This is a genomic window from Bradyrhizobium sp. STM 3843 (assembly GCF_000239815.1).
In the GTDB taxonomy this organism is placed as follows: Bacteria; Pseudomonadota; Alphaproteobacteria; order Rhizobiales; family Xanthobacteraceae; genus Bradyrhizobium.
This window is the reverse complement of record NZ_CAFK01000304.1, coordinates 48,570-73,771: the sequence shown is the minus strand read 5'-3', so window position 1 is coordinate 73,771 and position 25,202 is coordinate 48,570. Positions and strand designations below refer to the sequence as shown.

Genomic DNA, 25,202 nt, shown 5'->3' with positions numbered 1-25,202 from the left:
GTTGCGCGGACATCAGCACCGGGATGTCAGGACCACACGGCTTGACCGTGCGCATCGTGCTGTTCGTCCGCGTAATGTTACGCTGCAGCCCGACACGCCCACCGCATCCCGCCCCCAACGTTCGTGACGATCGCGAAGCGCCCCTCTTGATCGGGACGGGATGACCAGAGAGAACCACAATTTCTGAAAACACGAAACAGAAATATTTCTCATCTTACATCTGGACAGGGGTGATCCAATTGAAAGATCGATAAAAATTGGTTTTTGGACGCAAGCAAGGCCATTAAGCCTCAATGCCCCAATAGGCCAAAGCAGATCTCACCTCTTCACGAGGATAGAATTCTCCTGCGGTTGCAAGATCTTTTCGAATCTGATTCAGACGACTCTTGGCGCATCTCTCTATCGCCGAGCTACGCGGAACGATGCCGCGCGGGCGCTTCTCCCCTGGGAAACGGGGCCAACTCTCCGGGTACGCGGTCCAATCTTCCCAAATAGTAAGGGCGGCATTTGCGGCGAGGAGACTATCGTGATCACAATGCCAGTTGTACAAATTCCGCGCGCAAATCCTCAGCATGGTCTTGATCTCGGGCATCGAATCAGTAAACGCCTTTAAGGGCGTAGGAAGAAGAAGCATATTTCCCACACAGGAATAATATCGGCGATCGACTACAATTTCATTAGAAAGCTGAAACGTTGGATCATCAACGCTCCAAATATGGCAGCAGGACCAATTTGACGGTCGCTTACTGACACCGAGAGCAAGCATCAGTGCTCGACTCGCGTATCTGTTGCTTTCTAATTTGTGTATTGATACGCCCGTGCGCCGATTGGTATTGGACTGCGGCTCTGACCAATTACACTTGAAAAATGGACTTCGACGAGCATATTCCGGAAACCACAGCGGCAAGAGCTCGAAGGTCTCCGGCGCTACCCAACGTGCAGTACGCTCAATATATTGAGCAATATCGCGCACGCTCATTTCCCTACGGATTACATCACGACCGTCCAAGATTTCATTCATTGACCACCTTAGCTCAAAAGCATGAAAATGCGTGATACAGCCCCGCATCCTCGCGATCCTGCCCGTAACCGTTGATCGTCTGTGTTTGTGTTTGAATAATCAAACAGGTTATCAGGCACAGTGCACAGCGCACCATACGCGGCTTGCCGCGCTGGACGATCGGCCGCGGTCGGCTTTACTTGCTACATAGCTGACCGGATTGCCCGCGATCGCAAGTTCATTCGTGGAATTGAACTGCGTGAATTTGATTTCTAACATCCTCAAGAGAAGATCGTGTTGCAGCAAGCAATTCAAACGACGGCTCGATCGCCCTCTTTTTCACATTCGCAGCCACCTCATTCAATCTGTCGAGATTTTTGCTAGCATCACTGAAGTAAGATGACGTCTTCTCGAAGAGTTCCTCCATAGTCGTCTCGTATTCAGTTCGTAGCCGGCAATACTCAACTTCATGACGCCCGAGTGAATCAATGCGCTCCGCGGCCGTTTGATTCCACCCATCCGGATCATTGTTGATAATTCTTGCGTAAGCCTCCGAAAACATTGCGGAAAGCCTCGACTCGGCTAGCGCTGAAAACTCATGCGACTGCAATGCCTCATCAACTATCGCCAGAATTTTCCCTTTCAGGATTGACCTTGCATCTTCCACGATTCGTTGGCTGGTCTTCGGAAAGTCATCGCTCCACTTTGTTACACCTGACGCTACAATCGAACCAATTCCCGCAGCGGCCAAGTTCCAAATGATCGCATTGGCAATATCCTGCGGTACGTCGCGATTTATATATACGTAAAACAGATAGATAATAGCTACCAATGCTGCGGGTCCGGCAATTGCCAAAACGTACTTCCACCTACGCCTACGCCTAGCATTGCGAATATCAGCGTCATATTGGCGACCTGCTTCGGCAACAGCGCTCGATATTTGAATGTCTAAACGACCGCCCAGGTGTTGAACATCGTCTCTGAGCTGACTTCCGATTGCATCTTGCAACTCCGATTCCACGGCCTCGACATCCTGGCCAATGTCGCGGGTACCAGTTGCCGGGGATGGAATCCTCAACTCGTTGAGATTGCTCACGAGCGGCCGAAGGTCCTTTTCTATTGCAGCAAAACTCGTAAGTGCCCTAGCTGAAATTTCATTGAACTCTGGAAAAAGAGTTTGCATAGTTTGATTGACGAAGGCCGCAGTATCTCCCTGCGTAAATTCAGATTCCAGAGCATCGAGACGAGCGCCGATTCCAAGCGCTGAAATCGACTCCTTAGTCGTATGGGAAAAAACGCCGTCCCTATACAATTGGGCATTAGTGAAGAACTGCTCTAGATCGAGTGTCAGCGACTTCTGAGCATTGTTTACCTCAGTCTCGCATTCTCGAATCGGAATCCGTTCATCTATCAGCGCTTGCAAATCATCCGTCAATCTTCGTAAGTCGGTTGCAGCATCTCGCAATCCCTGTACTTTGGCATCTCTTAGCGAAGCCCAATCCCCGCCTATACCTGCGGGAACGAGGGGAAGAAGAATATTGGGATCCACGCCCACCAAATTGGATGCAACTGTTTCGGACCGCGGAGCTAGTGAACTAAATTCCCATAATTGCAGTTGTTCAATCCGACTTCGTAGATTTCTGGCCACTTCCAACTTGACCCTAAGAGCCAGTTGGCGGGCCATGAAGTGCGCATGGTCGGAGAGAGCTTTTCCAATAGCCGCCTGTCGCGACAATACGGCCTCAAACGCGTCGATGTTTGAGGCCAACAGAGTGACGGGACGCAGACTTTTCTGCGCACGCTCACGAGTTGCGCGAATTGAACCGAACTGCTCGTGCCAGTTTTTGGTTAGGTTATTGTTCGATATCAGAACATTCTTGTTATAGAGCTGTATGTTCTGTTCTGCGGTACTCACAATCTTGTTTAGTTCGCGCAACTTGTCATCTATGAAATTTCCAAAAAACGCTTTAAGTTCTTTTGCAGCAGATTGGAAATAGTGAATCTTGTGCCCATGCATCACAATTCTCGCATTGGGATTGCCCGGATCGCACTTGGTTCGAATCAATTCAACAAGTTCGTCGATATTGTATCCGGCCTTGTTGTCGATCAAAATGAAATGCTCTTCTGTATAGACCGTTGGCTCCAACAGTTTGTTCAGCCGCGTTAGAACGTCACCTAAGAAGCGGTCGCGTCGCGTCGTATCGATGTTTTTGACCGCTACTGGTCTTGACGCGTCAATCCGAAATTCGTCCGCTCTCGTTACAACAAAGCGGATTGGAATGAATCGCAATTTTTTATGTATCTCGGTGAGAAGCGGTAGATCGGTCTTATCAAGTGGACTTGTCGCCGAAAAGAAAAACAAGATCACGTCACAGATAGGAAGAAAATCACGAGCCACTTCTTCAACAAATTGAGTATCGCCGCTACCCGGAGTATCAGCGATAACAATTTTCTGCAGCAAATCATTGTCGACCGACTCGTGGCGAATAGTAACATGGCCTTCCCTAATGACACCCAAGAGCGATTTCGCGTTTCCCTCATTGGTGATCAGCGTAATGGTCGTGTCAGTAGGATTTAGATCCGTTTCCCGCTCTCGCTCTGAGCCCCAGATGTTAAGAATGGAATTTATGGTGCTCGATTTGCCCGACGAAAAATGGCCCACAAGCCCAACGTAAAAGAGATCACCATCCCGTTCTAAGTACTGTGTTAGGCTTTGTCGCAAGCGCCTTAGGATGTTGTATTGTTCGGTGGTGCGTGCATTCTTTGCCAGATCTAGCGCCTCGCCAGTTTCAGGTTCTTCTAATAAATCTCCCAAATCTCTGAGCCCTGCCAATATTTTAGAAGCTTGAACATCAATTTCGTACTCATCTCGTTTTTGATGCACGTGCGTCCCCCCAAGTCAAACAATAGGAAAAATAGTTTATGGGCACAAAAACGTTCTACCAAAAGTAGTCACAAGTGAAAACGATCATCTTTATGTGGTCGGCGGATCAAATCATCGCTTACATTCCACGCTCACTTCCGAGAATGGCGTTGCGGCTTACTCCGAGCTCTAACGCAGGCCTCTCTTGACCGGGGGCAGGATGACCAGAGAGAAACAAAATTTCTGAAAAAGCGAAACAGAAATATTTCTCATCTTACATCTGGACAGGGGTGATTCAATTGAAAGATCGAGAAAAATTGGTTTTTGGACGCAACGCGGACTGGCGCAGAGCCTGCGGCAAATCGCATCGGGTCGCCGCATTTGTTGGGAGTCCGCGATTCCCCAGGGAACCCAGCGTTTCCAGAACGGTTGCTTTGCCGTTCCGCATAGCAAAGCGAGAGTCCTGTGAACCGCCGTCAGTTCGTGCAGTCTGCGGCTGCGATCCCGATCACCACATCGCTGCTCCGCAGCGCATCCGCGGCCGCTGCGTCGGGCCAGCCATTCAATGCCTCCCAGGTGCGCGATCTCGCGCGCAATCTGGCCACCAAGCCGTTCGCCGCCCCGGACGATCATCTGCCGGACGCGCTGGCCAAGCTCGACTACGACGCCTTCCGCTCGATCCGCTTCCTGCCGGAGCATGCGCTATGGCGCGATGAGAAGCTGCCGTTCCAGGTGCAGTTCTTCCACCGCGGCTTCATGTACAAGGACCGAGTCGACATCTACGAAGTATCGAACGGACAGGCCGCGCCGGTGGCCTATCGTCATGACGACTTCTCGTTCGGGCCACAGGTCCCACCTCTGCCGGCGGCCGATCTCGGTTTTGCCGGCTTCCGCATTCATGCCCCCATCAACCGGCCGGACTACTACGACGAGGTCTGCGTCTTCCTCGGCGCGAGCTATTTCCGCGCCGTCGCGAAAGGCGAGATCTACGGGCTTTCGGCCCGCGGATTGGCGATCGATACCGGGGAAGCGAAAGGCGAGGAGTTCCCCGTCTTCAAGACATTCTGGCTCGAGAAGCCGGCGGCCGGAGCCACGGCAATGGTCGTGCACGCGTTGCTTGATAGCAAGAGCGCCACCGGTTCGTACCGCTTCACGATCCGGCCGGGCGATACCACCGTGTTCGATGTCGAGGCCTCGATCTATCCGCGCGTCGAGATCGCCCATCCCGGGCTCGCGCCGATGACCAGCATGTTCTTCTTCGGCCCGAACGACCGCAGCGATACGGACGATTTCCGGCCTGCAGTGCACGATTCCGACGGGCTTGCGATGTTCAACGGCAAGGGCGAGCAGCTCTGGCGTCCCCTCAGCAATCCGCGCGACCTGCAGGTCAGCGTGTTCAACGATCTCAACCCGCGTGGTTTCGGGCTGATGCAGCGGGAAAAGAAGTTCTTCGCCTACCAGGACCTGGAGTCGCGCTTCGAACGACGACCGAGCCTCTGGGTCGAGCCGATCGGCGATTGGGGCGAAGGCGCGGTCATGCTGTTCGAGATTCCGACCAAGCAGGAGATCCACGACAACATTGCCGCGTTTTGGCGGCCGAAGACGCCGCTCCCGGCCAAGGGCGAGCACAACATGACCTACCGCCTGCACTGGGGTCCGGATGCCCCGAAAACGCATACGCTGGCGCGCTTCACGCGCACCGGCGTCGCCGCCCGCGGCGAGGGCAGGCTGTTCGTGCTCGAACTCGAAGGCGACGCCTTGAAGGACCTCGACCCGAACACCGTGAAGGGCGTGGTCAGCGCCGAGAAAGCCGAGGTGACCAACGTCGTCGCGCAGCCGAATCCGGAAACGGGAGGCTGGCGGCTGAGCTTCCAGTGCGCCGTCAACGACGCACCCGTGGAGCTCAGGGCGGAACTGGTGGCCAACGACAAGCCCGTCTCGGAGATCTGGATCTACCGATGGACACCGTGACCGCAGCGCAGCCGCGCCAAAGCTGTGATATCGCGGGCTTCCTGCCCACCGAGGCGCCGCTGGCGATGGAGCCGGTCGCGTTGCATCAGGCTGCGCGCGGCAAGCAAGACGCCGGCAGCGGAAAACGTGTCGCGCTCCGTCGCGGCCTGATCCTGGCCGGCACTGCGGCCCTGACCGCGGCCGGCTGTTACAGGATGTATGAGGTGGTCGAGGTCGGCGGGGTCACCGTGCTGGAGGGCATGGTGCTCGTGCTGTTCTCCGTGCTTCTCGCCTGGATTGCCTTCGCCTTCGTTTCGGCGCTGGCCGGCTTCTGTGTCATATTTGCGCGGCGGCGCGACACGATTGCGATCGACATCGATGGTCCCCTGCCCCTCGTTTCCGGTCGCACGGCGATGCTGCTGCCGACCTACAACGAGGACCCGGACGCCGTGATGGTCCGGCTGCGCGCTATGCTCGAGTCGGTGGCAGAGACTGGACAGGCCGAGCGCTTCGACTGGTTCCTGCTCAGCGACAGCACCGATCCCGATATCTGGATCGGCGAGGAGGCAGCATTCCTTGCGCTCCGCCGCACCTCCGGTGACGTCCGCCTGTTCTATCGGCATCGTACCGACAACATCGCCCGCAAGTCCGGCAACATCGCCGACTGGGTCCGTCGCTTTGGCGCGGCCTATGACTACATGATCATCCTCGATGCCGACAGCCTGATGAGCGGCGCCACCGTTGTGCGGCTGGTTCACGCCATGGAGCATGCACCGCAGGCGGCGCTGATCCAGACCCTTCCCGTGATCGTCAACGCCAAGAGCCTGTTCGCCCGCCTGCAGCAATTCGCAGGACGGCTCTATGGGCCGGTGATCGCAGCCGGCAATGCCTGGTGGTACGGCTCGGAAGGGAATTATTGGGGCCACAACGCGATCATTCGCGTCGCCGCCTTCGCGCAGGATGCGGGCTTACCGGAATTGCCGGGACGCAAGCCGTTCGGCGGCCATATCCTGAGCCACGATTTCATCGAGGCCGCGTTGATGCGCCGCGCCGGCTGGGGCATCTACATGACGGTCGATCTCGGCGGCAGCTTCGAGGAGGTGCCGCCATCGCTGCTCGACTATGCCGCGCGCGACCGGCGCTGGTGCCAAGGCAATCTGCAGCATCTCGCCGTGCTGCCCGCACGCGGCCTGCATTGGGTGTCTCGGCTGCATCTGCTGACCGGGATCGGCGCCTATGTCACGGCGCCACTGTGGCTCGCCTTCCTCGTGCTCGGCATCCTGATCTCGCTGCAGGCCAACTTCGTCAGGCCGGAATATTTTCCGAAGGATTTTGCGCTGTTTCCGACCTGGCCGGCCCAGGATCCCGTGCTCGCCGCACAGGTCTTTGCCGCGACGATCGGCCTGCTCCTGATCCCCAAGCTGCTCGCCTGCATCGCGACGCTGTTCACGCGCACGCAGCGCCGCGGTTTTGGCGGCGGCTTGCGCCTGTGCACTGCAGTTCTGACCGAAACATTCCTGGCAGCCCTGATCGCGCCGTCGATGATGATCTTCCAGTCGGTCGCCGTGATCGAGATCCTGCTGGGCCGCGACGCCGGCTGGCAGGTGCAGCGCCGCAGCGACGGCGGCGTGACGCGTCAAGAGATCTATCGCAAGTTCGCCCTGCCGACCGCCTGCGGAGTGGCCATGGCCGCAAGCGCCTATGCGGTCTCCCTGCCGCTGCTGGCCTGGATGTCCCCCGTGATCGCCGGCCTGGTCCTGGCGATTCCGATCGGCTTCATCACATCAAGCCGCAGCAATGGCGCACGCCTGTTCACGACGCCGGAGGATCGCGCTCCTTCGCCGGTGCTGATCCGTGCGAGAGAGCTTGCGGAAGCGCCGCCGCTCCGGCGCGGGGCTGCGCTGGTCGAGCTGCGGCAGAACGCCGAGCTTTTCCGGCATCATCTGCAGGCCCAGCCCCCGCCCCGCCCGCGCAAGCCGGGCGCGATCGACGTCGACCTGGCAACCGCAAGGGCGAGGATTGCGGATGCTGACGGCTTCGAGCAGGCGATCGGTTTTCTCTCCCGCCGTGAGACGCTCGCCGTGCTCAACGATCCCGCGACGCTTGAGCGGCTCATGACGCTGCAAGCTGCGGATATTTGACCTAATCTTACCGCGTCATAAAGCTTGGAGGCATCGACCTCCCAGCGTCATTCCGGGGCGATGCGACAGCATCGAACCCGGAATCTCGAGATTCCGGGTTCAGCCCTGACGGGCTGCCCCGGAATGACGGCGCTTGTGACGCAGTAGGACCAAGGCTCGCTACACCTCGCTATACCTCCGCCCCGATTGCAAAGCGCGGCTCGCAACTGCATAGTCGCGCGCGTTTTCGGCCCCTTGATGAGGCTGATTCGAGACAAACCCTTTTCGCGACGATTCTTGACGATTCTTGGGGACGATTGAGGACAACCATGGCGGATGCCGACCTTGATGCCGTGATCCGGCAACTGGCCAAACAGCAGAACAAGACCATCCTGGCGGCTGCGAAAAAGCGGCGCGACCGCTTCACCGGCATGGCCGTCAAGGCCAAGGACAAGGACGCCAAGGAACGCTACAAGATGCTGGCGCGGGAGGTCATCGAGCAGGCCAATGCCGCGGCGCGCCGGCTGCTGCTCTCGGCCGACAACGCCGCCGACAGCTATGCCCGCGCGATGCGCCAGGCCGCGGCCGCCGAGCTGCCCAAAGTAGCTGAGAAAAAGACAGCCGAGAAAAAGGCCCCCGAGAAAAAGGCCGAGAAGCCACAGGCTCCAGCCGCCGCCAAGCCCGGCAAAGAGACCAGCAAGGGCGCCAAGAAAGCCGCGAAGAAGGACGCCGCCCAGAAGGCTGCAAAGAAGGCTGCTTAGGCCCGCCTCCCTCGTTCGTCGGCGCAAGAAGCGAGTGCCCGCGACGCGCTGTTGCAAGTAGTTCGTGTTCGGCGTCAATAATCCGCTGCCTTAACCGCTAGTTCCCCGGCCGGCCGGCGCAGCCGGCGGGCAAAAACCCGTGGCCATTTGCAACCTTCCGCTCCGCACCGACTTGCCTCGCAGGTTGGTTCGCGCGGAGGTTTGCATGAAGGCGTTGGTCTGGCACGGCAAGGAGGACATCCGCTGCGACACGGTCACCGATCCCGAGATCGAGCATGAGCGGGATGCGATCATCAAGGTGACGAGTTGCGCGATCTGCGGCTCCGACCTGCATCTGTTCCACAACTACATCCCCGCCATGATGCCCGGCGACATCATGGGCCACGAGACCATGGGCGAGGTGGTCGAGGTCGGCTCCGGTGTGAACGGCAAGCTGAAGAAGGGCGACCGCATCGTGGTGCCCTTCACCATCATCTGCGGCGAATGCGAGCAGTGCCGGCGCGGCAATTTCTCCGTCTGCGAGACCACCAACCGCAACAAGAAGATCGCCGAAAAGGTGTTCGGCCATACCACTGCAGGCCTGTTCGGCTACACCCATCTGACCGGCGGCTATCCGGGCGGCCAGGCCGAATATCTGCGGGTCCCGTTCGCGGACAAGACCCACATCAAGGTGCCGGACAGCCTGTCCGACGAACAGGCGCTGTTTCTCAGCGACATCCTGCCGACCGGCTGGCAGGCCGCCGTGCAATGCGACATCGAACCGGATGATACCGTTGCCGTGTGGGGCTGCGGGCCCGTAGGCCAGATGGCGATCCGCAGCGCCATCCTGCTCGGTGCCAAGCAGGTCATCGCCATCGACCGTCTCCCCGAGCGGCTCTCGATGGCCGAGGCGGCGGGCGCCATCACCATCAACTTCGAAAAGGAAAGCGTGGTCGGGCGGCTGAACGAGCTGACCGACAGCAAGGGCCCAGAAAAATGCATCGACGCCGTCGGCTTCGAAAGCCATGTCAGCGTCGCGCAACCGGACAGCGTGCTCGATCGCGCCAAGCAGATGTTCATGATGGAGAACGACCGGCCGCATGCGCTGCGCGAGGCCATCTATGTCTGCCGTCCCGGCGGCATCATCTCGATCCCCGGCGTCTATGGCGGCTTCTCGGACAAGATCCCAATGGGCATGCTGATGAACAAAGGGCTGACGATCCGGACCGGCCAGACTCACGTCAACCGCTGGACCGACGATCTCCTGCAGCGGATCGAGGACGGCCAGATCGATCCGTCTTTCGTGATCACGCACACCATGCCGCTCGAGCGCGGACCCGAGATGTACCGCGTCTTTCGCGACAAGCAGGACAGCTGCGTCAAAGTCGTGCTGAAGCCGTAAGGGAATCCAACGACATGTTCTATCTGTCCAACTACGTCCGCTCCAAGGGAGACCCGAAAGTTGTCTCTAGCGGCCCGAGCTCGCTGACCTCGGCCGACCGGCTGGCGCGCAATCTCGGCTGGTTCAGCATCGCGCTTGGCTCGCTCGAGCTGTTCGCGCCGCATCGCGTCACCCGCACGCTCGGCATGGAAGGGCGTGAAGGCCTGATCCGCGCCTATGGCGTACGCGAACTGCTTGCCGGGGTCATGTCGCTCTCGGTCGACAAGAAGGCCGGGATGTGGAGCCGCGTGGCCGGTGACGGGCTCGACATGGCGACCCTGGCCTCGGAGCTGCGCTTCAGCAATCGCCGCGCCGGCAATGTGCTGGTGGCGATGATCATGGTCGGCGGCATCACCGCGCTCGACTACATTGCGGCGCAGGATGTCGGCAAGCAGCACGACCCGAAGCGCGGGCGCAAACGCGACTACAGCAGCCGCAGCGGCTTCCCCAAGGGCCTTCAGGCCGTCAAAGGAGCTGCATTGCCGCAGCCGGCGAGTGCGGGCATAGGCCAACGCGAGCCCGCACCATTCTGATTGCGGTTACTGTGCGGCTAGCGGCACCTGAAACAACGTCAGGCCCGCGATCTTCGGAAATGCCTCCGCAGCCTCCGGCGATACCAGCGCGACGACGGCGGCGGCGACTTCGCCGCTGATCAGCCGGCTGATGGCGGTTGACTGGCCTTCCAGCACAAGCACCTCCGGCGCGCCAGCCGCGGCGATCGCCGCCGTGATCCGTCCATTCGAGGCCACATTGCGATCGTCAATCGCGACCACTTTGCCGCGCAACTCCGAAATCGACTTGACGTTCGGTCCTGCCATCACAACCGCGACCAGACGTGCTTTCGGCTTCTCTCCGGCTTGCGGCGGGACCGTTGCCGACGCGATCGCGGTCATGCGCTCGGCAAGCGCGGTCGCGACCGCCACCTGCTCCTGAATCTTGGTTGGATTGGCGCTGCCCGCTGGAGATGTTTCAGCGCGATCGGCCGGTCGCGGCGGGATGGACTGTGCAGCCTGCGGCGGCTGTGGTGGAGGTGGCGGCGCTGGCGGCGGTGACGCCGCGGGGGGAACCGATGTGGCGGCCCGGGTGGATGGCGGCTGGACGGCGTCCGCCTGCGGCCTGGCGTGATCGGCCGTGCGGCTGATCTGGCCGGCTGCTACGGAGCGGTGCCGGTGCCGAGCGACGTGGCGGCGAGCCGACCGGACGTGATGGACTGTGGCGGACCGACGCTGCGGACCCTCCACGTCCTTGCGCGGGGCAACAGCCGGCTCAGGCGTACAGGCCGTACCGTTCAGAGTGACGCATGGCGCAGCAGATTGCTGTGGCGCCGAATGACTGCACCCGGCAACTGTCAACGCCAGGGCGCCGATGACAAGCGCTCTCAAAGTATTGCCCCCAAATTGTTGACGCACCCGATCCCGTTTGCGCGGGCTCCAATCTCTTCTGCCAAGCGTTAAATCCGGGCTTATGCGCCCGCGCCGTCCAGTGGCGTGGTTAATGCGCTCTCATCGCCCCGCGGGCCGGCATGATTTTCCTGTTGCTGGCCCAGCGCCCGCAGCCCTCGAGAGACAGTCAGCGCACTGACTTAAATCAAAGAGTGCGAGGCGCAGGCGCTGTCCATTTCGGGCGTGAATGAAGCATGCCGGTCGGCAGCGGCAAGAATGTCGCAACTGCAACGGCCGACGCCGGTTCACCGCACACGGAGGAGACCCATGAGCAAGCGCATGATGGTGGTTGTGATCGGCTCAGCGCTCGGCCTGATCGCAGCAAATGAGAGCGCACAGGCAGGTCTGCTGGCGCACTACGAATGCAACGTGATTGGCCCCTCGATCCCCGAACCCATTGGCGACCGAAGCGGACACAATCTGGCGGTCACGCAATTTTCCTGCCTGGCAGTCGAAGGCGCAATGAAGGGCGCGGTCTACACCGCGACCAATGTCGCCGAGTGGGACGGTCCTAAAGCTGTCTATCAATTCGCAGGTGGCGTCCATCGGATCGCTGGCGGCTTTGCGGTGACACAAATGGCGGAGGGCGGCGCGACCCTCATCATGAAGGATGGTCAGCCGGTCGGGAGCGAGGGGGCCGGCAAGGCCGTCATCAAATTTGCGGCTGGCGCGCTTGCTGCCTATGCCGGCAAGCAGGTGACATTCACCGCCAAGTCGGCCGGCCTCGGCCACTTCATTCTCGAATTTACCGATTGAATATTGGCGGCGTATTCGGCGCGGCGTCGATGGTCGAGGACCAGAGCGCGATGGGGTTGGGTCGAATCACCATCGCGCTCTAGGTTTTGAGTGAGCATGATCTTTTTCGCAAAACCGCTTCGCACTTTTCCGGATCATGCTCCCGCGCAGTCGGGACCAGGCCCGCATGGAGGTGCACTTTCGCCATTGATCGTCCTTCGCGGGCCAGCCATGGTGGGCGCTCCCGGCTCCCTCAATGGCCGGGAGGTCCCATTCGCTGGCGTGCGCCAGCGGCAGCGGAACGATATGCTGCAGCAGATGTTTTCTAAGTCGCGAAGGACGTCTCATGGCCAAGATTGACCCTGCCGCCGGCAAGCCCGCCGCTCCAGCTGCGCTTGCCAACATCCCGAGGCTGATCACGGCCTATTATGCGCTCAAGCCAGATCCCGCCGAGCCAACCCAGCGCGTCGCCTTCGGCACCTCGGGCCACCGCGGCTCGTCCCTGAAGACCGGCTTCAACGAGAATCACATCCTCGCCACCACGCAGGCGATCTGCGACTACCGCCGCCAGCAGGGCCTGGACGGTCCCCTCTTCATCGGCATCGATACCCATGCGCTCGCCGAGCCGGCGCTGGCGAGCGCGCTGGAGGTGTTCGCCGCCAATGGCGTCGACGTCATGATCGACAAGGACGGCGGCTACACGCCGACCCCGGTGGTCTCGCATGCGATCATCTCGTACAACAAGGGACGCACCGCGCATCTCGCTGATGGCGTGGTCATCACGCCGTCACACAATCCGCCCGAGGACGGCGGCTACAAATATAATCCGCCGCATGGCGGCCCGGCCGATACCGATGCCACCGGCGAGATCGAGCGGCAGGCCAATGTCTACCTCGCCAACGAGCTCGCCGGGGTTTCGCGGATCACCTATGCACAGGCCCGCAAGCAGGGCTCGGTGCATCTGCACGACTACGTCACGCCCTATATCGAAGACCTTGCCCACGTCGTCGATCTCGCCGCGATCAAGTCCGCCGGCGTCAAGATCGGCATCGATCCGCTGGGCGGCGCCGCGGTGCATTTCTGGGACCCGATCATTGCGCGCTATGGGATCAACGCCGAGATCGTGAACGATCGCGTCGATCCGACCTTCCGCTTCATGACGGTCGATTGGGACGGCAAGATCCGGATGGACTGCTCGTCGCCCTACGCGATGGCGAGCCTGATCGGCATGCGCGACAGGTTCGACGTCGCCTTCGCCAACGACACCGACGCCGACCGGCACGGCATCGTCACCCGCTCTGGCGGGCTGATGAACCCGAACCATTATCTGGCAACCGCGATCGCCTATCTGTTTGCGCACCGGCCGGACTGGCGCGCGGATGCCGCGATCGGCAAGACCATCGTCTCTTCCTCGATCATCGACCGCGTCGCACGCAAGCTCAATCGCAAGCTGGTCGAGACCCCGGTGGGCTTCAAATGGTTCGTGGAGGGTCTGGGCTCGGGATCGTTCGGCTTCGCCGGCGAGGAAAGCGCCGGCGCCTCGTTCTTAAAGCGCGACGGCACGGTGTGGACCACCGACAAGGACGGCATTATTCTAGGGCTTCTCGCCGCCGAGATCATGGCCAAGCGCGGCCGCGATCCGAGCGAGCTCTATCAGGAACTGACGGCTGAGCTCGGCGCCCCCGTCTATGAGCGCATCGACGTGCCGGCCGCGCCGCCGCAGAAGGCCGCGCTGAAGGCGCTGACGCCGGAGAAACTGAACCTGAAGGAGCTCGCTGGCGATCCCGTGCGCATGGTGCACACCAAGGCACCGGGCAACGGCCAGTCCTTCGGCGGCATCAAGGTCGAGACCGATTACGGCTGGTTCGCCGCGCGCCCCTCGGGCACCGAGGACGTCAACAAGCTCTATGCCGAGAGTTTTCGTGACGCGGCCCATCTGAAGCGCATCCAGGAGGAGGCGCAGGCGGCGCTGGCCAAGGTGGCGTGAAGAGGCGAGTGGCGAAAGGATTTCTCTTCCCCATTCGCTGCTCCCTGTTCGCTATTCGCCCCCCTCGCCTTTCCCTTTCCCCGCGGGTCGGATATTCCTTGTCTCACAAGGATTAACCGCCGCCGGGTGAGAGTGAATGCGAAGCCGTTTCTGCAGCCTGCGAACCACGTTCACCATCATCGCAACCTGGATCGCTTTCGGATCGGCCGCATCGGCACAATTCGCTCCGGCTCCGGATGGGACCGTCGCACCGCGGCCGGTCCGGACCCCGCCGGCGCGCACGGCGGCCTGCCACAACGGCCAGAGCTTTGCCCAATTCCTTGCCGAGCTGAAGCAGCGCGCGGTCGCCGAGGGCGTGTCGCAGCGGGCCATCGCGGAAGCGTCCCCTTACCTCACCTACGACCAGGGCATCGTCAACCGCGACCGCGGCCAGCGCGTGTTCGGCCAGATCTTCACCGAGTTCGCCGGCCGCATGGCCGCGAACTACCGGATGCAGAACGGCCAGCAGCATATCCGCACCTATGCGGCTGCGTTTGCCCGCGCTGAGAAGGAGTATGGCGTGCCGCCGGCCGTCATCGCCGCGTTCTGGGGCCTGGAGAGCGACTTCGGCGCCAATATGGGCAACCTGCCGGTGCTGCCGTCGCTGGTGTCGCTCGCCTATGACTGCCGCCGCTCGGAGCGCTTCCAGAACGAGACCATCGCCGCGCTGAAGGTGATCGACCGCGGCGATCTCGCGCCCTCCGAGATGCTCGGCTCCTGGGCCGGCGAGCTCGGCCAGACGCAATTCCTGCCGACGCATTACGTCACCTACGCCGTGGACTATGACGGCGACGGCCGGCGCAACCTGTTGCACAGCGCGCCTGACGTGATCGGCTCGACCGCGAACTACATCGCGACCGGGCTGAAATGGCGGCGCGGCGAGCCCTGGCTCGAGGAGATCAGAGTGCCGCAAAGCTTCCCCTTCGAGCAGGCCGATCTCACCGTCAAGGCGCCGCGCAGCAAATGGAATGGCCTCGGCGTCACCTATCCGGATGGACGGCCGCTGCCCAATGACCCGCTCGAAGCCTCAGTGCTGCTGCCGATGGGACGCAACGGCCCGGCGTTCCTGGCCTATGCCAATTTCGGCGCCTACACCGAGTGGAACAACTCGCTGATCTACTCGACGACGGCGGCCTATCTCGCCACCCGCATCGCCGGTGCACCGCCGATGCGCCGGCCCGCAGGCGCGGTCGCGCAACTGCCGTTCAACGAGATCAAGGAATTGCAGCAGCTCCTGACCCGTGCCGGCTACGACGTCGGCAAGGTCGACGGCGTGCTCGGACAGCAGAGCCGCACCGCCATCAAGGAGATGCAGCTGAAGTTCGGTCTGCCGGCCGATTCCTGGCCGACCGCGGAGCTCCTGGCCCGCATGCGCGGCACGCCACGGGCGCAGGCCGCACCTGCGGCCACGGCCACACGCTAGACGAGGGCATACGCTCACAAACGCGCGAGATCACGCAGTCACGGACTGATTCCGGCAGCGCTACCTGCCCTTTGCCGAAGCGCGACAGCCTTGTTGTGAAGCGCCTTCGCCGCCTGCTCGCGCAGCGCCGGTTCTTTGGCGGCGCCGTACCGCGCGATCACATCGTCATAGACCGCGATCTCCTGCATACCCCGTCCCAATTCACCGAGCCTGACGGCCTTATGGACCATCGCCTTCGCCACCTGCTCACGGATCACCGGTTCGCTTGCAGTGCTGAACCGGCCGATGAGGTCGTCATAAACCGCGATCGCTTCCTCGGCCCTGGCCTTCTGGGCAAGCCTAATAGCCTTGTTGGATAACGCCCACCCTACCTGCTCACAGACCGCCGGTTCCGCCGCGGTCCCGAACCGAACGACTACCTCGTCATAAGCGACGATTTCTTCCTCGTTACGGCCCATTTCGCCAAGCCTGATGCCCTTGCTGACCAACGCCTTGGCTACCCGCACGCGCATCGCCGGTTCGCTGGCGGTCCCATAGCGTGCGATCACTTCGTCATAAATGGCGATCGTTTCGCCATTTTGTCCCATTTCGCTGAGCTTGACGCTCTTGTTGACCAGCGCCTTCGCCAGGTGCTCCCGCAACGCCGGTTCGCTTGCAGCTCCGAAACGTGCGATGACTTCGTCATAGACCGCGATCGCTTCGTCGTTCCGTCCCATCTTGGCCAATCTGGCCGCCTTGTTGCCGAGCGACTTCGCCACCTGCTCACGCAAGACAGGCTCGCTCGCAGCTCCAAAACGCGCGACGACTTCGTCATAGATCGCAATCGCCTGCTCGCTCCTTCCCAATTGACCGAGCCTCACTCCCTTGTTGTAGAGTGCGATTCCCACCTGCTCGCGCAACAACGGCTCCTTCGCGGTCCCGAACCGCCGAAGCACTTCCTCATCGGCTGCCATCTGTTCATCTTTGCGCCCGATCTGGCCAAGCCTGATGCTCTTATTGACGAGGGCCTTGGCGAGCTGCTCACGCAACACCCGTTCGCTCGCCGTTCCAAACCGCGCGACCAGTTCGTCATAGACCGCGAGTTCTTCGTCGAGCCGCCCAAGCTGGCCGAGCCGCAGGCCTTTATGAACGAGCGCCTTCGCAACATGTTCGCGCAAGATGGCCTCGGCGGCTGTTCCGAACCGACCGATCACCTGATCATGGACCGCGACCGCTTCGGTGCTGCGTCCTAATTCGCCGAGGCCGACTCCCTTGTTGTAAAGCGACTTCGCGACCCGCTCACGCAACGCCGGTTGGCTGGAGGTCTCGAACCGCGCGATCAGCTCGTCATAAACTGCAATTGCGTGCTCCCTCCGCTCCAACTGGCCAAGCCTGACAGCCTTGTTGAAGAGTGCCCACGCCACATGCTCCGTGAGTACCGGTTCAGTGGCAGCTCCGAATCGCTCAACCACGTCGTCATAAGCCGCGAGCGCTTCCTCGTCCCGCCCCAACTCGGCAAGGCGAACGCCCTTGTGGACCATCGCCGTCGCCACACGCTGGCGCATCGTCGGTTCGTTCTCTGTCCCGAGATGCCCGATGAAATCGTCGAAGACCGCGATCTCGTCCTCGCTGCGCCCGAGCTGGCGAAGCCTGCTCAACTTGTGCTGCCGTGCATTCGCAACCAGTTCGCGCAGAGCCGGTTCGCTTGCCGTCCCGAACCGCTCAACCACTTCGTCATAGACCGCGAGCGCTTCGTCGCTCCGCCCGATCTGGGAAAGCATGCCTCCCTTACTGACGAGCGCCCTCGCGACCTGTTCGCGCATGTAACGTTCGCCAGGGCCGCCGAACCGCGCGAGCAGTTCATCGTAGGCGGCAATTGCCTCCTCGGGCCGCCCGATCTGGCCGAGCTTATTCCCCGTGTTGAACAGCGCCTCCGCCGCCGGAACGCGCAACAAGGGTTCGCTCGCCATCGCAAACCGTTCAACGATCTCCGCCCATGCCGCGATCTCGTCCTCGGTTCGCCCGGTCTGGCAAAGCCTGGCCGCCTTGTTGCCGAGCGCCCATGCCACCTGACGGCGCAAGGGGAGTTCGCTCTCGGCCCCGAAGCGCCGGACCATGATCTCATAAACCGCGATCTCCTCGTCAATCCGCCCTGCCTCGCCGAGAGTCACGGCCTTGCTGCCCAACGCCCTCGCGAGCAGATCGCGCAGCGGCAATTCGCTTGCGGTGCCCAACCGCACGACGATGTCGTCGTATCTCGCCAGCGCGTGTGCGGTCTGCCCCAATCGGCGGAACATGACCGCGGCGTTGAGCAACGCCATCGCAACCAGCTCGCGCGCGGGAAGTTCGTTTGCAGTCCCCAGCCGCCCGACCACGCCTTCATAAGCCGCGAGCGCTTCGTCGTTTCTCTCCAACTCGCCGAGCCTGACGCCCTTGTTGAAAAGCGCCCGTGTGACCAAATCCCGCAACATGACGTCGCTGGCGTCGCGGCTGCGTCCGATCAGATCCTCATAGACGGCGAGTTCGTCCGCGGTCCGGCCCAAATTGCCGAGCATGATGGCTTCATTGAACAGCGCCTGCGCGACGAGCTTGCGTAGAACGGGACCGTTCGCGGCGCCGAACCGCTGCACGACATCCGCGTAGACCGCGACCGCTTCCTCGCTCCGCCCTGATTGGCCGAGCGCGACGCCGTTGTCGACGAGTACTTTCGCGACTTGCTCGGGCGACAGCGGCACACCGGCGGTTTCGCCCCATTTGGTCACGTCGTCATTGGCCATGATCCTGCCCCCGTGGCGCTATGCTGACCGCCAAGCCTGTCCCTGGTGGTCGGCTCGCCAGAACCCTCCCAGGTTGTCCCTTGCTCGGATAGACACCAAACCGGCGCAAAACTGAGGCGCCGTTCGCCCATGGGTCTCCCAGGCCATAGCAACGGCCGACGATTGCCGGCCACTTCGCAAACGTCGGGAATGGCGATACGGACGAGACCTTTCAAGATGGAGCCGTTGTTGCAACGGCTCCACAAATAAAGCGCACACTTCAGCCTCGATAGCGCAACGAGGCGTCCTGTCCTGAGATGACGGGACGCAACCTTCGCCCAAGATCCCAACCCTCGCTCAAGCCATGAGCATCCAGCGATCACCAACGAGGCAATGAGCCCGTTGCGGCGGCGAGCGCCGGCAACGGTCATTTGTATCTGAGCGCTGGCTTAACAAATTCAGGATGTCCCCCTTGCGCCAGATACGCTGCGAGTGGTCAACTCCTGATCGGAATGTTCCTGCAGTGTTGGGGAAACATGATGCTCAAGACGATCGCGATCGTGGCCAGTTTGGGACTGGCGCTCTCCGTCACGGCGGAGGCCCAGACACCGCGCAAGGGCGGCACCATTCGCATGACGGCGCCCTATGGCTCAAGCTTCACCAGCATGGACATTCATACGACACAGCGGGCCCAGGACGAGATCTATGCCAAAGCCTTGCATCGGTCGCTCTACATCTGGAATTCCGCTGAAGGCAGGCCGGTTCTGGAGCTGGCCAAGGAGGACACCGTCTCGGACGGCGGTCTCGTTCATACCTTCAAGCTGCGCGACGACGCTTATTTCCACAACGGCCGGAAGATGACGGCCGACGACATCATCTGGTCCTACACACGCATCATGGACGGCAGCAAGGCCTATCCCGGCGCACGTTTTGTCCGCATCATCGAGGGCGCGGCCGCGGTCGAGAAAGGGCAAGCCAAGGACATCTCGGGCCTGAAGAAGATCGACGACTTCACGCTCGAAATGAAGCTGACCGAGAAAGTCGATCCGGGGTTCTACTTCTTCACCGCGCTCACGTCGATCTATCCGGCCGACGAAGGCGGCAAGGAGAGCTTCCTCCAGAAGCCGATCGGGCTTGGGCCATTCAGATTTGTCGAGCACGTGCCGGGATCGCGCGTCGTCCTCGAGCGATGGGACCGGTTCTACAAGCCGGGCAAGCCCTACGCTGACAAGATCATCGTGTCGGTGATGGGCGAGGCCGCGGCACGCGATATCGCCTTCCGCAACAAGGAGATCGACACTTCGGTGCTCGGGCCTGCGCAATATGTCGCCTATCAGGCCGACCCCGATCTCAAGGGTACCATCGTCGAAGTCGCCGAGGTCTTCACGCGCTACATGGGGATGAATCCCGCATTCAAGCCGTTCGCCGACAAACGCGTCCGGCAGGCGATCAACTATGCAATCGATACGGACCTGATCATCAACAAACTGGTCAAGGGCAAGGCCTATCGCGCCACCAGCTGGCTGCCGCTGACCTCTCCTCTCTACGACAAGACCATGAAGCCCTACCCCTACGACCCCGCCAAGGCCAAGCAGCTGCTCGCCGACGCCGGCTATCCCGCAGGTTTTGAATTCGAGTGGACCACCAGCCAGAATGAAAGCTGGGGCTTGCCGATCGTCACGGCCGTCATCCCGATGCTGGACAAAGTGGGCATCAAGGTGAAGGTCAAGCAGGTCGAGACCGCGGTACTGGCGGAAGTCATTCGCACCGGCGATTACCAGGCCTTTATCTATTCCCAACAGAGCGGCCCGGACCCTCAGTCCGCGCTCAAATGCTTCCACTCGTCGACGCCACAATCGGCCTGCAACTACATGAACTTCAAGAACACCGCGTTCGACAAGCTGATCGACGAGTCCGGGCAGACTGACGACGCCGCAAAGCGCGGCCAGCTGCTGCAACAGGCCAATGCCCTGCTCTATGACGAGGCGCCGGTCTGGTTCTTCAACTACAACAAGGCGGTCATGGCCGTGCAGCCGTGGCTCAAGGGGATTCAGTTGAACCCGACGGAGCTGACCCATCAGAACGTCGAGGACCTCTGGGTCGACGAGACCTCGCCCGCGAAGTGACCCGCGTTCTCGCGCTCCTTGCATCGCAACAAACGGTGTGAGGAGAGAAGAAAAACGTCGATGCTCTCCTTCTTGATCCGTCGAATCCTACAGACTATTCCGACCGTGCTCGCTGTCGTGCTGCTGGTCTTTGCGCTGTTCAGCGTCGTTCCCGGCAGTATCGTCTCGACCATGAGCGACGACGGCGATCCGCAGGTCGAGGCGCGCATGAAGACGCAGCTCGGGCTTGACCAGCCCGTCTACGTGCGGTTCGGCTCCTACATCGCCAATCTCGCGACCGGTGATTTCGGGACCTCGTTCCGAACGCGCGAGCCGGTCACGACCATGATCGCAAAGCGGACCGGGCCGACGCTGCAACTGATATTTGCAGCCATGGCGTTTGCGATCGTCATCGGTGTGCCGCTCGGCTTCATCTCTGCCTTGCGGCCAGGCAGCATCGTCGACACGGCCGCGATGGTCGTGGCGGTGTCGGGCCTCTCGATGGCCAAATTCTGGCTCGGACTGCTGTTGATGTACCTGTTCGCGCTGAAACTCGGCTGGCTGCCGAGTTTCGGTTATGGCGATGGCGGCCTCAAATATTTGATCCTCCCGGCAATGACCCTTGGCGTCTCGCCGATGGCGCTGCTGGCGCGGACGACCCGCGCCGCGGTGCTCGAGATCATGACCGCTGATTTTGTCCGCACGGCGCGCTCGAAGGGCATGAGCGAGACCCGGGTCGTGAAGTGGCACGTGACGCGCAACGCGCTCGTCCTCATTCTCACGACGACCGGCCTGCAATTCGGCGCATTGATGGGACAGGCGGTCGTCGTCGAGAAATTATTCTCGTGGCCGGGCATCGGCTCGCTGCTCGTCGACAGCGTCCTGCAGCGCGACATTCCCGCCGTCCAGGGCTCCATTCTCGTCGTGGTGCTGTTCTTTCTCGCGGTCAACTTGCTGATCGACCTGCTCTACGGCGTGATCGATCCCAGGATCAGATACGCATGAAGCTCCGTGCCAATCTCATCATCGGTGGCGCGCTGTTCGCGCTTGCGATCTTCGTCGGCCTGCTCGCGCCCTGGCTGGCGCACACCGATCCTGTCCTGGACGCGAACCTGATGAATGCGGAGGAGGCCCCGAGCTGGCTATGGTGGTTCGGGACCGACGGCCAGGGCCGCGACATCTATTCGCGCGTCGTGTATGGCGCGCGCGTCTCGCTGACGGTCGGCATCGTCTCGCAGCTCATCAACAGCGTCATCGGCGTGGGACTGGGCCTGAGCGCCGGCTATTGGGGCGGCTGGTGGGACGATGTCGTCAACGGGCTCACCAATCTCATGCTGGCGATCCCCTCGCTGATCTTCGCGCTCGCCATCATGGCGGTGCTCGGACCCGGCCTGACGAGCCTGCTCATCGCACTCGGGCTGACCAACTGGTCCTTCACCTGCCGGATCGCACGGGCCTCGGCGCTGTCGCTCAAGAGCCAGGGCTATGTGCAGGCTGCAACCGTGCTTGGCTACGGCGATCTGCGCATCATGATCACGCAGCTGCTGCCGAACATGCTAGGGCCCATCATCGTCATCGGCACGCTCGGCATGGGCAGCGCGGTGCTGTCCGAAGCCTCGCTTTCATTTCTCGGCCTCGGCGTCCGTCCGCCCTACCCAAGCTGGGGCAGCATGTTGTCGGAAGCCCGCGACCAGATCACGACGGCGCCGTGGCTCTCGGTTTTTCCGGGGCTGGCCATCTTCCTGACCGTGCTCGGCCTCAACCTGCTCGGCGACGGCCTGCGCGACATTCTCGATCCACAATCGCGGAGCCGGCGGACATGACGGGCGCGCCGCTGATCGACATCGAGGACTTGCGCATCGATCTTAACCACGGATCGAGCCAGGTTCCCGCGGTGGAGGGTGTTTCGTTCCGCATCGATCGTGGCGAGACGTTCGGCCTTGTCGGCGAATCCGGCTGCGGCAAGAGCATCACGGCGCTCGCCTTGATAGGCCTGTTGCGGCCGCCTCTGTCGGTCGGCGGCGGCGTCATCCGATTTGACGGGCGGGAGATCCAGAGACTTCCAGCCACCGCGCAACGGGCATTGCGCGGCAACCGCATCGCCATGATCTTTCAGGAGCCGATGACGGCGCTGAACCCGGTCTCGCCAGTTGGCCGCCAGATCGCCGAGATGTTCGTGCTGCACAAGGGCAAGAGCTGGCGGGAGGCCAACCAGCTGGCGGTCGAGGCGCTGGCGCGAGTCCGCGTCCCCGCGCCCGAGCGACGGGTGAAGGATTACCCGCACCAGCTGTCGGGCGGCATGCGCCAGCGCGTGATGATCGCCATCGCACTCGCATGCGGTCCGGATCTTCTGATCGCCGACGAGCCGACGACCGCGCTCGACGTCACCGTGCAGGCGGAGATCATCGAGCTGATGCGGACTTTGTGCGCCGAGCGAGGAACGGCAATCCTGATGATCAGCCACGATCTCGGCCTGGTCGCCAATGTCTGCCGCCGCGTTGCGGTCATGTATGCAGGACGCATTGTCGAGGAGCGCGGCTCGGCCGATATCTTCCGGACGCCCTCGCATCCCTATACGCAGGGCCTGGTTGCCTCGTTGCCGAGGCTGGGCAGTCGCGCTGCGCTTGGCCGGACGCGCCTCAAGGAGATCGCGGGCGTCGTCCCGGCCATCACGAGTTTCCCCGACGGGTGCCGGTTCAATCCGCGTTGCGCGCAGGCGACGGATATTTGCCGGGCCACCGCGCCGGAGACATCGTTGCTGGAGGCCGGCGGTTTGGTCAGGTGTCATCACCATGCATGACCCCCTGGGGAGGCGGGACGACGTCATTCTCAGCGTCGAGGATCTCGCGGTTCATTTTCCGGTGGGGGGCGGCTTGCTGGGCCGCGGCGGAAGGCTGTTGCGTGCCGTCGACGGTGTCGATCTCGGGCTGAAGCGAGGTGAATGCCTCGGCCTGGTCGGCGAGTCCGGCTCCGGCAAGTCGACGGTCGCACTTTCGATGCTTGGCCTGCTGACCCCGACGCGCGGCCGCATCGTGGTGGACGGACAGGTCGTGACAGGCCGGCGAGCGGGCAATCGGAAGACGTTGGCCCGCATCGTGCAAATGGTGTTTCAGGATCCCTACGCCTCGCTCAATCCACGCCAGACCGTTCGTCACACGCTTGAGGATCCGTTGCGGGTACATGGCGTGACCGCCGCCAGCGAGATCGAAGACCGCGTTGCGACGATGTTGCGGCATGTGGGCCTGCGGCCCGAACAGGCCGACCGCTATCCGCATGAATTCTCGGGTGGCCAGCGCCAGCGTATCGGCATTGCGCGTGCGCTGATCCTCAATCCCAGAATCGTCATCTGCGACGAACCGGTCTCGGCGCTCGATGTCTCGATCCGAGCCCAGATCATCAACCTGCTGCTGGAATTGAAGGAAACCCTCGGCCTCTCCTACATCATGATCAGCCACGACCTCGGCGTGGTCGAGCACATGAGCGACAGGGTCGCCGTCATGTATCTCGGCCGCATTGTGGAGACGGGCGACTGGCGCGAAATCTTCGAGCGGCCCGCGCACCCGTATACGCGAAGCCTGATCGCCGCCATTCCCGATCCACTACACCACGCACCGCTTGCAACGACGAAGGGCGAGCTTCCCAATCCCTTAAGTCCGCCGAATGGATGTGCCTTCGGCCCGCGCTGTCGTTACGCCGAAGCCGTGTGTCATCGCGAGCCCGGCCCACCGCTTGAAATGCGTCCCGACGGACACATGGTCCGATGCTGGCGGGCTGACGAGATCACCGATCAGACGGCGTTGGCCCTGACCGCAAGTGGACATCCCTAGAACGGCGGGCACGTCTGCTACTGCCCTGCCCAACTTGCCTGCTCGATAGCCGGGAACTCGAATTAGCAACTGAAGCTCGTCGTTTCGGATTGATCCAGATCAATGGTCGGCCGTCGAACCCGACCAGCTTGCATGTGAGGGACTCATCCATAGAGGGGCGACTCGCGTGACCAGAAGCAGTTTCCAATTGAAGAGTGCTGCGACGGTCGCATTCGCCTTTTCGCAGGCCTCACACTCAACGTCTCGCCCGCCGTGTGGCAGTCCGGGACGGTTGTTTCTCAAGCAGTAGCGGTAATTGGACGTCCGGCGGCCGGCTCAGGCTGACGCAATACGACGCGTGGTCGTGGCATGTCGACTGACGACGGACCGTAGGACTGAGCCCACCTCGACGTTGGGTTGGAAAGACGCGTTCGGAGTCCATGCGAGATGACACCTACCTGGTACGTCACGTTTGAGAGCCGTCCGCGCAGTCTGCGTGCCCCAAGGCGAAGTCCCCGCGAAACCAGAACATTCGCTTCCGAAGACGAGGCCAAGATCTTTGCGCGCTCCAAGCTCGACGACGGACTGATCGTGTTCGCAGGTACCATCAATCCGCATCTCCCCCGGAGGCATGTGCCGTCCAGCGAGGTTCACCTGTGGCTTGCAGAGGGGCACAAAGATTCAGTCGGAGGCGCGTGATCTCAGATTGCTCTTGGTTGTTGCCATTTTGTTACGGTCGCTGGAGACACTCGCAACTAAGCTCGCGTTACTAATAAAAAAATTATGCACGCTCCAGTGCACAAATTTGTCAGTCTA

At 61.5% G+C, this 25,202-nt stretch carries 17 protein-coding genes; 13 read left to right on the top strand and 4 right to left on the bottom strand.

Annotated elements, in window-relative coordinates; translation table 11 throughout:
- Positions 1 to 283: 283 nt before the first annotated feature.
- Together BRAS3843_RS40030 and BRAS3843_RS32780 are read right to left on the bottom strand one after the other, a co-directional pair.
- Positions 284 to 1,069, bottom strand: coding sequence for a hypothetical protein (locus BRAS3843_RS40030; RefSeq protein WP_244425533.1), 786 nt, complete (start codon positions 1,067 to 1,069; stop codon positions 284 to 286).
- A gap of 169 nt (positions 1,070 to 1,238) precedes the next feature.
- The gene (locus BRAS3843_RS32780; RefSeq protein ID WP_008973521.1) at positions 1,239 to 3,884 is read right to left on the bottom strand and encodes a GTPase domain-containing protein; all 2,646 of its coding nucleotides are present in this window, start codon (positions 3,882 to 3,884) and stop codon (positions 1,239 to 1,241) included.
- Between the two features lie 444 nt (positions 3,885 to 4,328).
- Between BRAS3843_RS32780 and BRAS3843_RS32775 the strand changes: the two genes are divergently transcribed.
- From BRAS3843_RS32775 to BRAS3843_RS32755, 5 genes are all read left to right on the top strand, one after another.
- Positions 4,329 to 5,834, top strand: coding sequence for a glucan biosynthesis protein G (locus BRAS3843_RS32775; protein ID WP_175361176.1), 1,506 nt, complete (start codon positions 4,329 to 4,331; stop codon positions 5,832 to 5,834).
- Positions 5,822 to 7,954, top strand: a complete 2,133-nt coding sequence (gene mdoH, locus BRAS3843_RS32770) for a glucans biosynthesis glucosyltransferase MdoH (RefSeq protein WP_008973519.1) — start codon at positions 5,822 to 5,824, stop codon at positions 7,952 to 7,954. Before BRAS3843_RS32775 ends, mdoH begins: the two co-directional genes overlap by 13 nt.
- A gap of 308 nt (positions 7,955 to 8,262) precedes the next feature.
- Positions 8,263 to 8,694: a hypothetical protein gene (locus BRAS3843_RS32765; RefSeq protein WP_008973518.1), complete on the top strand. Its 432-nt coding sequence runs from the start codon at positions 8,263 to 8,265 to the stop codon at positions 8,692 to 8,694.
- Between the two features lie 205 nt (positions 8,695 to 8,899).
- Positions 8,900 to 10,075 (top strand): zinc-dependent alcohol dehydrogenase, encoded by a 1,176-nt coding sequence (locus tag BRAS3843_RS32760; RefSeq protein WP_008973517.1) that lies wholly within the window; start codon positions 8,900 to 8,902, stop codon positions 10,073 to 10,075.
- A gap of 14 nt (positions 10,076 to 10,089) precedes the next feature.
- On the top strand, positions 10,090 to 10,647 hold the full coding sequence (locus tag BRAS3843_RS32755; RefSeq protein ID WP_008973516.1) for a hypothetical protein: 558 nt from the start codon (positions 10,090 to 10,092) through the stop codon (positions 10,645 to 10,647).
- A 6-nt stretch (positions 10,648 to 10,653) separates the two neighbouring features.
- On the opposite strand, the gene BRAS3843_RS42405 is transcribed toward BRAS3843_RS32755, so the two are convergent.
- Positions 10,654 to 11,037, bottom strand: a complete 384-nt coding sequence (locus BRAS3843_RS42405; protein WP_008973515.1) for a hypothetical protein — start codon at positions 11,035 to 11,037, stop codon at positions 10,654 to 10,656.
- A 786-nt stretch (positions 11,038 to 11,823) separates the two neighbouring features.
- Between BRAS3843_RS42405 and BRAS3843_RS32745 the strand changes: the two genes are divergently transcribed.
- The 3 genes from BRAS3843_RS32745 (at position 11,824) to BRAS3843_RS32735 (ending at position 15,740) form a co-directional block, all read left to right on the top strand.
- Positions 11,824 to 12,312 (top strand): hypothetical protein, encoded by a 489-nt coding sequence (locus BRAS3843_RS32745; protein ID WP_008973514.1) that lies wholly within the window; start codon positions 11,824 to 11,826, stop codon positions 12,310 to 12,312.
- 325 nt (positions 12,313 to 12,637) lie between these two features.
- Positions 12,638 to 14,278, top strand: a complete 1,641-nt coding sequence (gene pgm, locus BRAS3843_RS32740; RefSeq protein WP_008973513.1) for a phosphoglucomutase (alpha-D-glucose-1,6-bisphosphate-dependent) — start codon at positions 12,638 to 12,640, stop codon at positions 14,276 to 14,278.
- Between the two features lie 136 nt (positions 14,279 to 14,414).
- Positions 14,415 to 15,740 (top strand): lytic murein transglycosylase, encoded by a 1,326-nt coding sequence (locus BRAS3843_RS32735; protein ID WP_008973511.1) that lies wholly within the window; start codon positions 14,415 to 14,417, stop codon positions 15,738 to 15,740.
- Positions 15,741 to 15,778: 38 nt separating this feature from the next.
- Here BRAS3843_RS32735 and BRAS3843_RS32730 read toward each other — a convergent pair whose 3' ends face one another.
- The gene (locus BRAS3843_RS32730) at positions 15,779 to 18,040 is read right to left on the bottom strand and encodes a tetratricopeptide repeat protein (RefSeq protein WP_175361175.1); all 2,262 of its coding nucleotides are present in this window, start codon (positions 18,038 to 18,040) and stop codon (positions 15,779 to 15,781) included.
- A 971-nt stretch (positions 18,041 to 19,011) separates the two neighbouring features.
- Between BRAS3843_RS32730 and BRAS3843_RS32725 the strand changes: the two genes are divergently transcribed.
- From BRAS3843_RS32725 to BRAS3843_RS32705, 5 genes are read left to right on the top strand one after another with little or no spacing between them, the layout of a single operon-like run.
- On the top strand, positions 19,012 to 20,601 hold the full coding sequence (locus BRAS3843_RS32725) for an ABC transporter substrate-binding protein (RefSeq protein ID WP_085967060.1): 1,590 nt from the start codon (positions 19,012 to 19,014) through the stop codon (positions 20,599 to 20,601).
- A gap of 60 nt (positions 20,602 to 20,661) precedes the next feature.
- Entirely contained in the window at positions 20,662 to 21,585 is a 924-nt protein-coding gene (locus BRAS3843_RS32720; protein WP_008973508.1) for an ABC transporter permease, read from the top strand.
- A complete protein-coding gene (locus BRAS3843_RS32715; RefSeq protein ID WP_008973507.1) occupies positions 21,582 to 22,403 on the top strand; it encodes an ABC transporter permease in 822 nt (273 codons plus the stop codon). The genes BRAS3843_RS32720 and BRAS3843_RS32715 overlap by 4 nt, the downstream gene beginning before the upstream one ends.
- Positions 22,400 to 23,380, top strand: a complete 981-nt coding sequence (locus BRAS3843_RS32710) for an ABC transporter ATP-binding protein (protein WP_008973506.1) — start codon at positions 22,400 to 22,402, stop codon at positions 23,378 to 23,380. Before BRAS3843_RS32715 ends, BRAS3843_RS32710 begins: the two co-directional genes overlap by 4 nt.
- Complete coding sequence (locus BRAS3843_RS32705; protein ID WP_008973505.1) at positions 23,373 to 24,407, top strand: oligopeptide/dipeptide ABC transporter ATP-binding protein; 1,035 nt, start codon at positions 23,373 to 23,375, stop codon at positions 24,405 to 24,407. The genes BRAS3843_RS32710 and BRAS3843_RS32705 overlap by 8 nt, the downstream gene beginning before the upstream one ends.
- Positions 24,408 to 25,202 lie beyond the last annotated feature (795 nt).

Excerpts from the sequence above, each read along its gene's own strand:
- BRAS3843_RS32730 (WP_175361175.1), bottom strand. The coding sequence starts at position 18,040 with ATGGCGTTGCTCAACGCCGCGGTCATGTTCCGCCGATTGGGGCAGACC.
- mdoH (WP_008973519.1), top strand. The coding sequence starts at position 5,822 with ATGGACACCGTGACCGCAGCGCAGCCGCGCCAAAGCTGTGATATCGCG.
- BRAS3843_RS32720 (WP_008973508.1), top strand. The coding sequence starts at position 20,662 with ATGCTCTCCTTCTTGATCCGTCGAATCCTACAGACTATTCCGACCGTG.
- BRAS3843_RS32765 (WP_008973518.1), top strand. The coding sequence starts at position 8,263 with ATGGCGGATGCCGACCTTGATGCCGTGATCCGGCAACTGGCCAAACAG.
- BRAS3843_RS32735 (WP_008973511.1), top strand. The coding sequence starts at position 14,415 with ATGCGAAGCCGTTTCTGCAGCCTGCGAACCACGTTCACCATCATCGCA.
- BRAS3843_RS32705 (WP_008973505.1), top strand. The coding sequence starts at position 23,373 with ATGCATGACCCCCTGGGGAGGCGGGACGACGTCATTCTCAGCGTCGAG.
- BRAS3843_RS32755 (WP_008973516.1), top strand. The coding sequence starts at position 10,090 with ATGTTCTATCTGTCCAACTACGTCCGCTCCAAGGGAGACCCGAAAGTT.
- pgm (WP_008973513.1), top strand. The coding sequence starts at position 12,638 with ATGGCCAAGATTGACCCTGCCGCCGGCAAGCCCGCCGCTCCAGCTGCG.
- BRAS3843_RS32710 (WP_008973506.1), top strand. The coding sequence starts at position 22,400 with ATGACGGGCGCGCCGCTGATCGACATCGAGGACTTGCGCATCGATCTT.
- BRAS3843_RS40030 (WP_244425533.1), bottom strand. The coding sequence starts at position 1,069 with ATGCGGGGCTGTATCACGCATTTTCATGCTTTTGAGCTAAGGTGGTCA.
- BRAS3843_RS32745 (WP_008973514.1), top strand. The coding sequence starts at position 11,824 with ATGAGCAAGCGCATGATGGTGGTTGTGATCGGCTCAGCGCTCGGCCTG.
- BRAS3843_RS32760 (WP_008973517.1), top strand. The coding sequence starts at position 8,900 with ATGAAGGCGTTGGTCTGGCACGGCAAGGAGGACATCCGCTGCGACACG.
- BRAS3843_RS32715 (WP_008973507.1), top strand. The coding sequence starts at position 21,582 with ATGAAGCTCCGTGCCAATCTCATCATCGGTGGCGCGCTGTTCGCGCTT.
- BRAS3843_RS32725 (WP_085967060.1), top strand. The coding sequence starts at position 19,012 with ATGATGCTCAAGACGATCGCGATCGTGGCCAGTTTGGGACTGGCGCTC.